The organism is Micromonospora sp. NPDC048905, assembly GCF_040649655.1.
GTDB lineage: Bacteria > Actinomycetota > Actinomycetes > Mycobacteriales > Micromonosporaceae > Micromonospora.
The window spans coordinates 256,355-269,546 of sequence record NZ_JBEZFV010000003.1; the positions used below are offsets into that span (position 1 = coordinate 256,355).

11 protein-coding genes and 1 riboswitch are annotated in these 13,192 nt (G+C 71.2%); of the genes, 6 read left to right on the plus strand and 5 right to left on the minus strand.

From position 1 onward, the window contains the following. The first annotated feature begins 258 nt into the window (after positions 1–258). Together AB0C01_RS09370 and AB0C01_RS09375 are read left to right on the plus strand one after the other, a co-directional pair. Complete coding sequence (locus AB0C01_RS09370; RefSeq protein WP_357570822.1) at positions 259–3,123, plus strand: alpha/beta fold hydrolase; 2,865 nt, start codon at positions 259–261, stop codon at positions 3,121–3,123. Then, a complete protein-coding gene (locus AB0C01_RS09375) occupies positions 3,123–3,989 on the plus strand; it encodes an ABC transporter permease subunit (RefSeq protein ID WP_357252575.1) in 867 nt (288 codons plus the stop codon). The genes AB0C01_RS09370 and AB0C01_RS09375 overlap by 1 nt, the downstream gene beginning before the upstream one ends. A gap of 9 nt (positions 3,990–3,998) precedes the next feature. Here AB0C01_RS09375 and AB0C01_RS09380 read toward each other — a convergent pair whose 3' ends face one another. Continuing rightward, a complete protein-coding gene (locus AB0C01_RS09380) occupies positions 3,999–4,679 on the minus strand; it encodes a DUF4232 domain-containing protein (RefSeq protein WP_357570823.1) in 681 nt (226 codons plus the stop codon). Between the two features lie 413 nt (positions 4,680–5,092). Between AB0C01_RS09380 and AB0C01_RS09385 the strand changes: the two genes are divergently transcribed. Then, complete coding sequence (locus AB0C01_RS09385) at positions 5,093–5,548, plus strand: DoxX family protein (RefSeq protein WP_357252568.1); 456 nt, start codon at positions 5,093–5,095, stop codon at positions 5,546–5,548. Positions 5,549–5,671: 123 nt separating this feature from the next. Here AB0C01_RS09385 and AB0C01_RS09390 read toward each other — a convergent pair whose 3' ends face one another. The 3 genes from AB0C01_RS09390 to AB0C01_RS09400 all read right to left on the minus strand — a co-directional run bounded on the left by AB0C01_RS09390 (position 5,672) and on the right by AB0C01_RS09400 (position 6,921). Then, positions 5,672–6,280, minus strand: a complete 609-nt coding sequence (locus AB0C01_RS09390; protein WP_357570824.1) for a hypothetical protein — start codon at positions 6,278–6,280, stop codon at positions 5,672–5,674. After that, complete coding sequence (locus AB0C01_RS09395; protein WP_355027555.1) at positions 6,273–6,464, minus strand: type II toxin-antitoxin system HicA family toxin; 192 nt, start codon at positions 6,462–6,464, stop codon at positions 6,273–6,275. Before AB0C01_RS09395 ends, AB0C01_RS09390 begins: the two co-directional genes overlap by 8 nt. Positions 6,465–6,615: 151 nt before the next feature. Beyond that, the gene (locus tag AB0C01_RS09400; protein ID WP_357252559.1) at positions 6,616–6,921 is read right to left on the minus strand and encodes a metalloregulator ArsR/SmtB family transcription factor; all 306 of its coding nucleotides are present in this window, start codon (positions 6,919–6,921) and stop codon (positions 6,616–6,618) included. Between the two features lie 91 nt (positions 6,922–7,012). Between AB0C01_RS09400 and AB0C01_RS09405 the strand changes: the two genes are divergently transcribed. From AB0C01_RS09405 to AB0C01_RS09415, 3 genes are all read left to right on the plus strand, one after another. Continuing rightward, positions 7,013–7,981 carry a DMT family transporter gene (locus AB0C01_RS09405; RefSeq protein ID WP_357253714.1) on the plus strand — a complete coding sequence of 323 codons (969 nt, stop codon included), beginning with the start codon at positions 7,013–7,015 and terminating at the stop codon, positions 7,979–7,981. 143 nt (positions 7,982–8,124) lie between these two features. Further along, a riboswitch (SAM riboswitch) is annotated at positions 8,125–8,260 on the plus strand. Positions 8,261–8,270: 10 nt separating this feature from the next. Beyond that, positions 8,271–9,557 carry a threonine synthase gene (gene thrC / locus AB0C01_RS09410; RefSeq protein WP_357570825.1) on the plus strand — a complete coding sequence of 429 codons (1,287 nt, stop codon included), beginning with the start codon at positions 8,271–8,273 and terminating at the stop codon, positions 9,555–9,557. Between the two features lie 375 nt (positions 9,558–9,932). Further along, the gene (locus AB0C01_RS09415) at positions 9,933–10,952 is read left to right on the plus strand and encodes a GNAT family N-acetyltransferase (RefSeq protein ID WP_357253718.1); all 1,020 of its coding nucleotides are present in this window, start codon (positions 9,933–9,935) and stop codon (positions 10,950–10,952) included. A gap of 9 nt (positions 10,953–10,961) precedes the next feature. Here AB0C01_RS09415 and AB0C01_RS09420 read toward each other — a convergent pair whose 3' ends face one another. Further along, the gene (locus AB0C01_RS09420) at positions 10,962–13,154 is read right to left on the minus strand and encodes a hypothetical protein (protein WP_357570826.1); all 2,193 of its coding nucleotides are present in this window, start codon (positions 13,152–13,154) and stop codon (positions 10,962–10,964) included. Positions 13,155–13,192 lie beyond the last annotated feature (38 nt).

The window sequence follows — 13,192 nt, forward strand, 5'->3', positions numbered from 1 at the left end:
GAGTCAGGTTCGCGTCACTTCGAGCAATGTCACCATTCGCCCCCGTTCCCGACACGCTCTGTTTCGTCAGTGGGTGTGACATGGAGGGATGCAGGCCGATATCCGTGAAAGATCGGAATTCACGGGATCCGAACTCAACTCACTGTGCCGCGTCGGACATGGCGCGCTCGCTGCCGTCCGTGCACCGATCGGGGCAACCGGACGGACGTACGGCGGATCTCAGCCAACGCTCAGGCTGCGGGCCGTACCGTGTGCCGCATGACATCGCCGTCGCCGGCCGCGTGGTTCCGGCGTGCCCTGCCCACCCGCCGCCGCGCGATCGCCGCGGCGGCGGTCGTCGCGCTGCTGGCCGCCGCCGTGACCTGGGCGGTGTGGCCACAGGGGTCGGGCGTTCGCAGCACGAGCGAGATGCTCACCGTCCGCTCCGGACCGTCCGACGACCAGCCGGTGGAGCTGGACACGACCTTCTACCTGCCCGGCGACGCCTCGTCCGCGCGGAAGGTCCCGGCGGTGCTGTTGGCACACGGATTCGGCGGCACGAAGGAGTCGGTGCGCTCCGACGCGGAGGAGTTCGCCGGGCGCGGCTACGCGGTGCTCACCTGGACCGCGCGGGGTTTCGGCCGCAGCGGCGGTGAGATCCACCTGGACAACCCGGACTACGAGGTGCGCGACGCGTCTCGGCTGCTGGACTGGCTGGCCGCCCGACCGGAGGTCCGCACCGACGCCGCCGGCGACCCGAAGGTCGGTGTGGTCGGCGGCTCGTACGGCGGTGGGTTGGCGCTGTTGCTGGCCGCCCAGGACCGTCGGGTCGACGCGATCGTCCCCATGATCACCTGGAACGACCTGTCCCGTGCCTTCCTGCCGGAGAGCACCGGCGGGGCGCCGACCGAGGGCGTGTTCAAGAAGGGCTGGGCCGGTCTCTTCTTCGGCGGCGGCGGCAACGTGGGTTCCGGCCCGGCGGGGCTGTCCGGCGGGACCGCCGCCCAGCCGCAGGGCGCACCGGCGTCGGCCGGCCCGCCCAGCCCGGGGCCGGGCGCCGGTCCGGGCAGCGGTCCCGGTGGTGCCCCGGCCGGTGCGGCCGACCCGTCCTGCGGCCGGTTCGCGGCCGACGTGTGCGCCGCGTACCTGCGGATCGCCACCACCGGGCGGGCCGATCAGGCGGCCGTGGACCTGCTGCGCCGCTCCAGCCCGGCGGGCGTACTGGACCGGATCAAGGCGCCCACCCTGCTGGTGCAGGGCGAGGCGGACACGCTCTTCCCGCTCGGCGAGGCGGACGCGAACGCGAAGGGCATCGCCGCCGCGGGCACCCCGGTACGGGTCGCCTGGTTCACCGGTGGGCACGACGGTGGCAGTGGACCCCGGTCGGACGAGGACCGGGTGAAGTTCCTGACCGTCCAGTGGCTCGACCACTACGTCAAGGGCGAGGGCGACGCTCCCGGTGACGACTTCACCTGGTCGCGGATCGCCGGTTTCGACGCGCTCGACCGGGGTCTGGTCGCGACCGGATTCCGCCGCGCCGACTACCCGGGTCTGACCGGCAACGCCCGCCGGGAGGTCACGGTCGCCGGTCCGGCCCAGCCGATCGCGAACCCGCCGAACGGCAACCCCGCCGCCATCTCCTCGATCCCGTTCGCCGGTGGGCTCACCTCCCTGCTGGACGGCGTGGCCGGTGACGTTCCCGGCCAGCACGCCCGGTTCGAGTCGACGCCGTTGACCGAGGCGGTGGACGTGGCCGGTGCGCCCACCGTCACCCTGCGGGCCGCGTCGCCGACCGGCACGGCGGTGCTCTTCGTCAAGCTCTACGACGTCGACCCCGACGGCGCGGCGACCCTGCCGAACGGGCTGGTCGCCCCGATCCGACTCACCGGCCTGCCGCAGCGTGTGCAGGACGCCACCCCGGTCACCGTGACGCTGCCCGGGATCGTCCGCCGGGTGGAGGCCGGGCACCGGCTGAGGCTGGTGGTGGCCACCTCGGACCAGGCGTACACCACGCCCGCCGAGCCGACCGTCTACACGGTGTCGGCGGACGGCGCGGTCAGCCTGCCCACGGTCGACGGCGAGCCGATCCCCACCGCCGCGACGCTGTGGCGCTGGGTGCTCGCCGGTCTGCTCGCCGCCATCGCGATCGGCCTCGTCGTGGTCGTCGCCGTGCTGCGCCGCCGGCATCGCCGCCAGGACCGGTCGGTGCATCCGGAGTACGCGGACACGCCGTTGGCCGTGCGCGCGCTGCGCAAGGAGTACGCGGACGGCTTCGTGGCGGTGTCGAACGTCGACTTCGAGGTGCACCCCGGTCAGGTGGTGGGTCTGCTCGGACCCAACGGCGCCGGTAAGACCACCACCCTGCGGGTGCTGATGGGGCTGACCCAGCCGACCGCCGGGGAGATCTACGTCTTCGGTCGCCGGCTGGTGCCCGGCTCGCCGGTGCTGTCCCGGATCGGCGCGCTGGTCGAGGGACCCGGTTTCCTGCCGCACCTGTCCGGGTTGGAGAACCTGAAGGCGTACTGGCGGGCCACCGGCCGGCCGTGGGAGGACGCCCAGTTCGACGCGGCCCTGGAGATCGCCGGGCTGGGTGACTCCGTACAGCGGAAGATCAAGAACTACAGCCACGGTATGCGTCAGCGGCTGGCCATCGCCCAGGCCATGCTCGGGCTGCCCGAGCTGCTGGTGTTGGACGAGCCGACGGACGGGCTCGACCCGCCGCAGATCGCCGAGATGCGCCGGGTGCTCCAGCGCTATGCCACGGACGGGCGGGCGGTGCTGGTCTCCAGCCACCTGTTGGCCGAGGTGGAGCAGACGTGCACCCACGCGGTGGTGGTGAACAAGGGTCGGATCGTGGCGTCCGGGCCGGTGGAGGAGATCGTGGGCGAGTCGCCGAGTGTGCTGTTCGACGTCAGCGACCCGGTGGCGGCGCGGGCGGTGCTGGACCGGCTGCACGGGGTGCGGGTGCTGCCGGAGAGCGACGGCCAGTTGGTGGTCGACACCAACGGCACGGCTCGCAGCGAGGTGGTGGCCGAGCTGGTGCGCGCCGGCATCGGGGTGGACCGGGTGGTGCCGCGACGCCGCCTGGAGGACGCGTTCCTCGCCCTGGTGGGCGACAACTCTCGGGGAAGCGGTGACCGGTGATGGCTGTTACTGGCGCGGGTGCGGCCCAGGGCTACCGGCCGTCGGCCACCATGCCGTTCGGGGCGGAGTTCCGCCGGCAGGCGTCCCGGAGGCGTACCCAGCTGGCGCTCGGGTTCATGGTGCTGCTGCCGCTGATCATTCTGATCGCGTTCCAGTTCAACTCCGGTGGCGACGACGACAACGGCAACAACGAGTTCGCCAGTCTGGTGGACCTGGCCACCTCCGGTGGGCTCAACTTCACCCTCTTCTCGATCTTCGTCTCGGCGTCGTTCCTGCTCGTGGTCGTCGTGGCGCTGTTCTGTGGCGACACGGTGGCCAGTGAGGCGAGCTGGGGCAGCCTGCGGTACCTGCTGGCAATCCCGGTGCCCCGGGCCAGGTTGTTGACGGTGAAGCTGGTGGTCGCACTCGCGTACTCGGGACTGGCTCTTGTGCTGTTGGCCGGCACCGCGTTGTTGGCCGGCACCCTGCGCTACGGCTGGTCGCCGCTGCGCAGCACGGTCGCCGCCGAACTGGAACCCACCGAGGGGCTGCTCCGGTTGCTGGCCGTGCTCGGCTACCTGGCGGTCGTACTGCTGGTGGTGGCCGGATTGGCGTTCCTGCTGTCGGTGACCACGGACGCCGCGCTCGGCGCGGTCGGCGGTGCGGTACTGCTCTGGATCCTGTCCAGCATCCTGGACCAGATCACCGCCCTGGGCGCGTTGCGCGACTTCCTGCCCACCCACTTCAGCACCGCCTGGCTGGGGTTGCTCTCGACCCCGGTGCAGACCGACGACGTGGTGCGCGGCTGCATCTCGGCGATCAGTTACGCGACGCTGTTCTGGGGGCTGGCGTTCTGGCGCTTCACCCGCAAGGACATCACGTCGTAGCGGCGGGGCTCACAGCCGGCCGTCGGGCGGGCTCACCGACGACGGCACCGCGCTGGGCGCCGGCGGCCGGGCCGGCCGGGTCGGCACCGGCGCGGACGGTTCGGCCTTCTTCCAGGCGCTGACGCCGATCCGGCCGGTGTTGCCCAGGTCGATCGGTCCGTCCGGGTCGACCTCCTCGGCCGGCTGCCCGGCCGCGGGTGCCACCGTCAGGTACTCGCCGTTGGTGGCCACCACCGTCGAGTCGGTGACGAGGTTGCGCCAGAGCAGCACTGCCGTGGCCCGTTCGTTCGGGGCGAGGGTGACCTCGCGGGGCGGTTGGTCGAAGCCCGAGGTGATCTCCTTGCCACCGTTGACCACGCGCAGCAGGACCGGCTCGCGCTGCTCGTCGAACACGTGCAGCACCGGGTATCCGTTGAGCTGGTACGGGCGGTCGCCGCAGTTGACCAACTCCAGGCCGAGGGCGCGTAGGCCCATCGCGGCGTCGCCACCGGTCGAGCGGATCCGGACCCCGGTGGCCGGGCAGTCGGCCAGCGGGTCGGTGCTCGCGGACGGGCTCGGCGCGGCCGGCGGGGGGCCCGGCGGATCCCCACCCTGGCCCCGATGGTCGTCGGAGGTGCAGCCGCCGAGCGCGAGAGCCGCCGCGACCGCCGCGCTGATGCGCAGCCGTGCTGCCGTGTCGCGGGAGACCATTCGTTGATCCTCGCCCACGTGGGCGAGCCGCCGCCGCGCGGCCCCGACAGTCGGTTGCCCTGTCGAGCTGCCCCACCTGCCCGCCGATCATGAGGTTATTGCCGTCCTTCTCGGCGAGTCCTGACAACAACCTCATGATCGGCGCTGGAAGTCCGCTTGGTGCCCGCGGCCTGTGGGGCAGGTTGTATCCACAGTATGGGAGCGCGCCCATGGCCGTTGGATCGTCCTTTAATTCGTTCTATCCGCAGGTCAGGGGTCATGGTGACGCGGCTGCGCCGGTACGGGCGCTCGACGCCAGGCCGTGGACACCGGTACATTCCGACCGGGGACTTTCCCACTAGCAAGGAATTTATAACCTTCGATACTTTCATGCCTCACATTGAAGAGATCTCAACCCTTCGATGGAGGTACCGATGAACGCTTCTCGGCTCGGCGGGCCGACCCTGTCCCTGTTCCGCATCGTGATCGGCCTGCTGTTCACGTTGCACGGCCTGACCTCGGTCTTCGGGTTGTTCGGCGGCAACCCGATGACCGGTACGGCGATACCCATCGGCACCTGGCCGGGCTGGTGGGCCGCACTGATCCAACTGGTCTGCGGCGTACTGGTGCTGGCCGGGCTCTTCACCCGGCCCGCCGCACTTCTCGCGTCCGGCTCGATGGCGTACGCCTACTTCGTGGTGCACCAGCCGGACGATCTGCTGCCGCTGCACAACGGTGGTGAGCTGTCGGCGCTCTTCTGCTGGTCGTTCCTGCTGGTCGCGGCCCTCGGCCCGGGTTCCTGGGCGCTCGACACGCTGCTCGCCCGTGGTCGCGACGTTCGGCCCGCGCCTGCGGTGCCGGCGACCGAGCCCAGCTCGATGGTCATCTGACCGCACCCGTACCGCGCGTCGCCGGAGCCTCGACGAGGCGGCTCCGGCGACGCGCCCGGTCCGGGTTGCAGGGGTGGAACTGGCGATCTCGCGGACTTGATGCGCACTGCCACCATTGGCCGTTCAGCTGGCCAGCAAGGCCGGTGCCGGGGAGCCCACGGGGCGTCGGCGCATGACCTCCGCGATCGTCGTTTCGCCCGAGAGTCCGAGGTCCCCCAGTGGTCTGGCGGCAGCATCGAGATCCTCGGCGTTCGTGAGATGGAACGACCAGAGCAGCTCGTCAGCTACGTTGCAGACCACCACCGCCGCGTCGCCGGACGGATGAAGCTGAGCGGAGATGTCGTGCAGTGCGTCCGAGGGCACCGCGGCGATGAAAAGCACCTCGCCCGTCCTGGTGCGTGGCGACGAGAGCAACTGCTCCCGCTGCTCCGCCACAGTGAGAGCGGCACGTAGGCGCTGTGCGGTGGCGGAACGCTCAGTCCGGTGCCCATCCTGACTCTGGCGGATGATGTAACTCGTGCCAGCCGAGTCGTACATGTCCTCCACGTGGACACGAATCTGTACTGGCAGTGGGACATCGGCGAAGCGGAGGATTTCCGGCAGGTCTGCGCGCAGTTGAAGCAGGCTGCTGCGCCCGCCCATCAGCCCCGGTATCTGGGGGCTGTGGAAGGCCCAGTCCTCGTCATCCGTGTTCGGGCTGATCACGATCAGATCGATGACGTTTTCACGCACTCTTCAGCACCTCCCTGGCTTCCTCGGGGGTGAGCCCGACCTGTTGTACCAGTATGACGCCGACCGCGCGTGGTGAGACGGTGGATTTGTCGTGAAAGGCAAAGGTGATCGACGGGCGACCGTTGGCAACGAGGCGGCGATGAGAGCCGGACTGCCGCTCGACCCGGTAGCCGAGTTCGCCCATGAGCAACCTCAACAAGGCTCTCGCCTTCAACGATGGCCACTGGCTCCCCATGCACAGCAGTTTCCTCCATCCGAGCGTGTCTCACCCGTACCGACACTGACCGTTGGTGATGCTGTACTCAGCGCACGCACCGCTTGTCCGTCAGGCCCATCTACGCCGAGGTGTGTGCGCCGAGCACCGCGTCCAGGAGGCCGGGGTAGAGGCGGTCCAGCTCGTCGCGGCGGAGCCGGACCAGGCGGCTGGTGCCGGCGGCCCGGGTCCGGGTCAGGCCGGCCTCGCGCAGCACCTTGAGGTGGTGGCTGCGGGTCGCCTTGGAAACGCCGAAGTCGAAGCTGCCGCAGGCCGCCTCGCCATTCTCGACAAGCGCCCGCACGATCTGTAGCCGCACGTCGTCGGCGAGTGCGGCCAGCACGGTGGTGACCGGTACGTCGGTCAGGTCGGGTTCGTGCGGCTCCATGTGACCAGTGTAACCCTTGTTCGACAACTCTCGAACAACGCCCTAGGGTCGGTGTCGTTGGTTCGACGATACTCGAACATTGGAGCTGACGATGCGACCCCGTGCCGCCGCCTACCCGCTGCTCGCCGTGCTCGGTTGGGGCGTGATGTTCCCGGTCCTGGCCAGTGCGCTGACCCGGGTCGACCCGCTCAACCTCACCACCGCCCGCTACCTGCTCGCCAGCGCCATCCTGGTCGCGATCCTGCTGCTCCGCGAAGGTTCCGGCGCGCTGCGGCACGGCGGCCGGACGGGCGAGATCGTGCTGCTCGGCGTGGTCGGCTTCGCCGGCTTCAACGTGCTCACCAACCTGGCGCTCGAACACGCCGCCCCGCAGCAGATCGCCCTGTTCGTGGCCACCACCCCGCTGATCACCCAGTTGGTCCGCTGGGCGCGCGACGGCGTACGGCCGAAGCCGCTCTTGCTGGCCCTCTCCCTGGTGGCGCTCCTCGGAGTCGGCCTGGTGATCACCCGCGGGAGCCTGGCCGGGCTCGGCCAGTTCGGTCTCGGTGGGCTGATGATGATCGGCGCGGTCCTCGGCTGGGGCATCTACACACACGGTGCCAGCCGGTTCGGCGACTGGTCCCCGCTGCGCTTCACCACCCTGACGGCGCTCGCCGGCACGGCGGCCATGCTGGTCACGAGCATCGGCGCGGACGCCGTCGGCTGGCAGCACGCGCCGGCCGCCGCCGACCTCGCGGCGGTCACCCCACAGTTGGCGTACGCGGTGGTCGTCGGCGCGGTCATCGCGGTCCTGGCCTGGAACACCGGTGTGCAGCGGCTCGGTGCCGCCAACGCGGCGCTGTTCATGAACCTGGTCCCGGTCACCACCTTCGCGGTGCAGATCGCCCGCGGCTACCGCCCGGAGCCCATCGAGCTGGTCGGAGCCGCCATCACGATCGGTGCGCTGGTCGCCGCGAACCTCGCCACCCGGCCTCGGATCCGGCCCTCGTCCCCGCCGCAGTCGACCGCGACCACGGACCAGATCGCCGTGGTCGACCCGGTCGCGGTGAGCGCCCGCTGACCCACCTGCCGGCGCCCCCGGGCCCCGCAGTTGGGGACGGGAGGCGCCGCCGCCGGTGACTCGCTGAGTTGTTCGGCTCACAGCGTGGGATCCGCGGTGGAGGCGACGCAGATAGTTGCCTAGACTCGACGGCACAACTGCATACCTCATCCAGAGGGGCTGAGGGATACGGCCCGACGACGCCCCGGCAACCACCCTGCGCGCTCACCGCTGAGCGACCCGCGGGGCAGGTGCCAATTCCGTCCCCGCCGCACCGTGCGATGTGGGGAAAGATGAGAGGACTCTCGACATGACGTCGACGCTCGCCGCCTCCGGCATCGACACCTCCGCCAGCCCCGCCCGCGCCCTGGTCTGTCGGGCCTGCTCGGCCCGTTACCCGCTCGTCGCCCAGCACGCCTGCTACGAGTGTTTCGGCCCCCTCGAAGTCGACTACGACATCGCCGCCCTGGCCACCGTCACCCGTGAGCAGATCGAGGCCGGCCCGGAGAACATCTGGCGCTACGCCGCACTGCTCCCCGCCGGGCAGGACCCAGCCAGCCGGGTCACCCTCGACCCGGGACTGACCCCACTGGTGGCGGCCCCGCACCTCGCCGCCGAGCTGGGCATCACCGCGCCGCTGTGGGTCAAGGACGACAGCGCCAACCCGACCCACTCCTTCAAGGACCGGGTCGTCTCGGTGGCCCTCACCGCCGCGAAGGCGCTCGGCTTCACCCGGTTCGCCTGCGCGTCGACCGGCAACCTGGCCAACTCGGTGGCCGCGCACGCCGCCCGTGCCGGGGTGCCCTCGGTGGTCTTCATCCCCAGTGACCTGGAGCAGGGCAAGGTCATCACCACCGCCGTCTACGGCGGCGAGTTGGTCGCGATCGACGGCTCGTACGACGACGTCAACCGGCTCTGCGGCGAGTTGGTGGAGACCGACGAGTTCGAGGACACCGCGTTCGTCAACGTGAACGTCCGGCCGTACTACGCGGAGGGCTCCAAGACCCTCAGCTACGAGGTGGCCGAGCAGCTCGGCTGGCGCATCCCGGCGCAGGTGGTCATCCCGATGGCCAGCGGCGAGCTGCTCACCAAGATCGACAAAGCGTTCTCCGAGCTGGTGGAGATCGGCCTGGTCGAGGCGCCGGCCGGCGGCTGGAAGGTCTTCGGCGCCCAGTCCGCGGGTTGCAACCCGATCGCCACCGCGCTGCACGCGGACACCGACACGATCATCCCGGTCAAGCCCACCGGCATCGCCAAGTCGCTCAACATCGGCGACCCGGCCGCCGGCGTCTACGCGCTGGAGGCGGTCCGCCGCACCGGCGGCTGGATGGAGTACGCCGACGACGACGAGATCCGCGCCGGCATCCGCGATCTGGCCCGCACCACGGGCGTCTTCGCCGAGACCGCGGGCGGGGTGACCGTGGCGGTGCTCCGCAAGCTCGTCGAATCCGGTCGGCTCGACCCGACCGCGGAGACCGTGGTGTTCAACACCGGCGAAGGTCTGAAGACCGTCGACGCGGTGGCCGGCCAGGTCGGACCGACCCACCACATCAAGCCCTCGCTGCGCGCCGCCCGCGACGCCGGCCTCCTCGGCTGACCCACCCCGCCACCCGCTCGCCGGCCGGCCCGTGGCCGTTCGCCGGCGGCCGTCGGTCGGTTGGGGTTGATCCACTCGGGTTCCTGGAAGGCGCGGTGTCCGTCCGGCCCGGACACCCCGTTCCCAGGAAATCCGAGTGGATCACTCTGTGACTGAGATTTCGCTGTGAGTGTGGAAAACCCGCCGCTGCGGACTTGACGGCAGGAACCGGACGGCGCAAGATGCTCCGTGCGGGAGGGCATTTCGCCGAAGACTTTTGAAGTTCTTGCGACCCAACGCCGGAGGCGTTGTGCGAGTGTCCCTCCCGACCACGTTCGATCGGGCCAGCGAGTAATTCGCTGGCCCGATCGCTTTTCCGGGCGCACGCTCAGCGCCATGAGCATCACGATCGCGTCGTTCGACGGCACCGACCGAGCCGCGGTCGACGAGGCGTACCTGATCGGCGCGGCGGCCAAAGACGCCGATCTGCCGGACCTTCCACCCTTCTGCCGGCGACGCTTCGACGCGATCTTCCACACGCCGATGCCCGGTGTCGAGTCGCTCTGGGCGCTGGCCCGGCTCGACGGGGTGCCGGCCGGTCACCTCCAACTGGACCTGCCCTACCTCGACAACACCGACAACGCCGGCGCGGAGCTGACCGTGCATCCCGATCTGCGGCGGCAAGGCGTCGGGCGGGCGCTGCACGAGTACGGGGTGCGCCTGCTCCGCGAGCGCGGCCGCAAGCGGATGGTCGCGATGGCCGTCTCCGCGCTGCCCGGCGGGCCGGCCCGAAGCGGGGCGGGCGACGCGTTCGCCGCCGCCACCGGCGCCCAGCCCGCCCTCGCCGAGGTACGCCGCCGGCTCGTTGTCGACGAGATCGACCGGATCGCGCTCCGGGCGGCGCTGGCCGAGGCCCAACCGCGGGCCGAGGGCTACCGATCGGTCTGCTGGCAGGGAGCGACCCCGCAGGAGTACGTCGCGGACATCGCCTACCTCGACGGCCGGCTGATGATGGACGCGCCCATGGGTGACGTGCAGTGGGAGCCGGAGCAGGTGGACGCCGAGCGCATCCGCGGCAACGAGCGGGCGTTCGACGCCCGGGGCCGGCGGCGCTACCACCTCGGAATGCGCCACGAGGCGACCGGCCGGCTGGTCGCCTGGACCCTGCTGGACGTGGGCGCCTCCGCCGACTGGCACGCGTACCAGCAGATCACCATCGTCGACCCGGCCCACCGTGGGCACCGGCTCGGCCTCATCGCCAAGGCCGAGAACCTGCACCACCTGCTCACCCACGAGCCGGCGGTCCGCGTGATCGACACCTGGAACGCGGCCAGCAACGGCTACATGGTGGCGATCAACGAGCAGCTCGGCTTCCGCCCGGTGGACTCCTGGACCGACTGGCAGCTCACGCTCTGACCCGGGCGGTCACCCGTCCGGCCGTTCCCAGCGCTCGACCAGCTCGCGGATCGCGGCCTGGAAGTCGTCGTCCGGCGTGTACCGGTGGCCCTGCACCGGAGGGGGCACGGTGTCCGTCGGTGGAATGAGGAGTCCCTTCGGATCCCGTACCCGACGGTCGACGTGGGCGGCCGGGTCGTCGGGTCCGTCGATGGGCGGGTCGAACACCGGTCCGCCCACCGCGTCGGTGTACCGCCACAGGTTGATCCACCGCCAGGCCAACCGGCTGCCGACCTCGCGCAACATCTCGTCGCTGACGTACGCGGGGAAGATCCGCCGGTACAGGTTGCCGAGCGGGGTGCCGTAGGTGAGCAGGGCCACCCGCTGGCGGCAGTGGTCGGGGAGTTGGAGGACCGTCACCGCCGCGAGCACGCTGCCGTGACTCTGCCCGGACAGCACCACCGCGTTCCCGTCGACGGTGAGCTGCCCGATCCGGCGGGTCAACTCCGGGACGGCCCGCTCGACGTAGCACGGCGGGGCGAGCGGGTGTGCGGCACGCGGCCAGAAGGTGGCCAGCTCCCAGAGCACCCCGACCAGCCGGATCGCGCCGGATCGGTAGGCAACGAGTCCCATCACCGCGAGGACCGTGGCGAACAGTCCGATCAGCAGGGCGCCCAGGTCGGTCACGAAGATCACCGGGCGGGCCAGCGGCTCGCCGCCGAGGCGCAGGGCGAGCGCACCCGGCCCGGGACCGATCACCGAGAGCCCCGCCGCCGCGAGAGTGAGTAGCGCCAACACCACGTACGCGGTGGCCAGCAGCGGCCCGAGCCGATCCGTGAGTCGGGCGCGCATGATCGCGTCGCGGACGGCCCGGACCCGTTCCGGGGCCGCCCGGGAGGCCTCCGGATAGTCCTGCCGAACCAGTTCCTCGGCCTCCCGGCGGCGACGATCCCGGCCGATCCGGGGTCGGAGCAGGGCCGTCACCACCACCAGGAGCACGGCGAGGGAGAAGCCGAGGGTGGCCCAGCGGAAGGCAATCGGCGGCGACAGCGGAGGCGCACCAGGCGGCAGCGGCCTTGCCGGCGTCGGGCTGGAACCACGGTCCAGATACTCGGCGAGCCCGTAGGTCAAGCCCGAGTCGTAGGCGACGCCCAACCCGATCGCGACGGTTATCAGCACCGGCGCGCCCACCCCGGCCAGCCGAAAGAGGGGGCGGGGAAGGGAACGGCGCTGCACCACGACCACCAGGCCGAGCATCGCGAGCAGCACCACCTGCCCGGCGAACAGCCCGGCGGCCAGCATCCCGTACCCCGGCAACATCCCCTCGGCCGTCCAGGGCGGCCGTGGCAGCAACGCGTACCCCAGGGTCAGCGCGGTGAGCGCGACGGCCACCCAGCGGATCGTCCGCGAACTCCGCTGGTCCTGCTCTCCGCCCCGCTCTATCGCCGGCCGGCAGAGCAGCACCACCGCGCCGGCGAGCAGCGCCACGACCGCGGCCAGCAGCAGCCAGCCGGGCAGGGTGGCGTCGTGCGGCGCCAGAGCCAGCAGCAGAGTCACATCGAGCGTGCCCAGCGCCACCGCGACGTGCACGGAGCGCAGGCGGCGCAGCAGCGAGCGGGTGTCCCAGAAGGCGGGCGCGTCGAGCCGGTCCGCACCCACCCCGGGCGCGTGGTCGCTGTCCTCGGGGAGTTGCCAGGTCCGGGCACCGAGCCGCCAGATCAGGACGATCGCGATGATCGGCAGTGCGGCCAGCAGCGCGAGCCGCTGCCCCGGGGGCACGTCGCCCAGCCAGGACAGTTCCCGCCGCCCCTCCAGGCACCTCGGGTAGGCCGCGCACTGCCAGGCGATCAGGTCGAGGGACACCCCGACGGTGGACAGCACGTACATCGCGGTCATCGTCGCGGCCAGCAGCCGGCACAGCGCCTGGGCGGCGTGGCCGCCGCGACCGGTGACCGGCAGCATCCACACCGCGATGTTGCTGAGCATGAACGGCAGGAGGAGGACCAGGGAGAACGTCCGGGTCGCCGTGCCGCCGGTCAGCCGGCTCCAGCGGTACGCCTCAACCGCCACCCCGTCGCGATCCGACTGGGGACCGTAGCCGGGCCGCGGCCGGTAGAAGCCGGCGTTGTCGTCTCCCGCGACCCGCGTGACGATCGGGCGGTCGAGGATCGCCTCCGGCCCCTTGTTGGCGACCCCGTGCACCCGGATCTCGGTGATCCTCACCTGCCGCCCTTTCCTGGCCGGCTTCCTGGCTGGAGGCC

Coding starts and splice junctions, on each gene's coding strand:
- AB0C01_RS09415 (WP_357253718.1), top strand. CDS start 9,933: ATGAGCATCACGATCGCGTCGTTCGACGGCACCGACCGAGCCGCGGTC.
- AB0C01_RS09370 (WP_357570822.1), top strand. CDS start 259: ATGACATCGCCGTCGCCGGCCGCGTGGTTCCGGCGTGCCCTGCCCACC.
- AB0C01_RS09395 (WP_355027555.1), bottom strand. CDS start 6,464: ATGGGCGAACTCGGCTACCGGGTCGAGCGGCAGTCCGGCTCTCATCGC.
- AB0C01_RS09375 (WP_357252575.1), top strand. CDS start 3,123: ATGGCTGTTACTGGCGCGGGTGCGGCCCAGGGCTACCGGCCGTCGGCC.
- AB0C01_RS09380 (WP_357570823.1), bottom strand. CDS start 4,679: ATGGTCTCCCGCGACACGGCAGCACGGCTGCGCATCAGCGCGGCGGTC.
- thrC (WP_357570825.1), top strand. CDS start 8,271: ATGACGTCGACGCTCGCCGCCTCCGGCATCGACACCTCCGCCAGCCCC.
- AB0C01_RS09385 (WP_357252568.1), top strand. CDS start 5,093: ATGAACGCTTCTCGGCTCGGCGGGCCGACCCTGTCCCTGTTCCGCATC.
- AB0C01_RS09400 (WP_357252559.1), bottom strand. CDS start 6,921: ATGGAGCCGCACGAACCCGACCTGACCGACGTACCGGTCACCACCGTG.
- AB0C01_RS09405 (WP_357253714.1), top strand. CDS start 7,013: ATGCGACCCCGTGCCGCCGCCTACCCGCTGCTCGCCGTGCTCGGTTGG.